This is a genomic window from Psychrobacter sp. S1-30-MNA-CIBAN-0213 (genome assembly GCF_040309845.1).
Lineage (GTDB): Bacteria > Pseudomonadota > Gammaproteobacteria > Pseudomonadales > Moraxellaceae > Psychrobacter.
Genome location: NZ_JBEOPE010000156.1, coordinates 1 through 244, shown reverse-complemented (window position 1 = coordinate 244; position 244 = coordinate 1). Strand labels below are relative to the sequence as shown.

Here is a 244-nt window from a genome sequence, read left to right as displayed (position 1 = left end):
CCTGTGACCTCGCTAGCTTGCGCGCTGATGTGACCTAACGATTGACCCGGTAAGACGATTTTGGGCATTTGCTCTGGTCGACAGCTGAATAAGCGCCACTTTAAATCTTTGGCTTTTAACCACTTTTGCGCTTTGTAGTCATAAGGCAGGTAGCCAACCGAATGGCCTGTCGAATCAGCGAGTTCGCCTGTGAGTTGATAGGTGAGGTAGGCGGAGAGATTGACATAGTGCGCAGTCTTTTTCC

General features: G+C 50.0%; 1 pseudogene. It reads right to left on the bottom strand.

The annotated features are described in order from the left end of the window. Window positions 1-244 (bottom strand): annotated as a pseudogene (locus AAEY87_RS14330) (carbohydrate kinase); the annotation flags it as partial.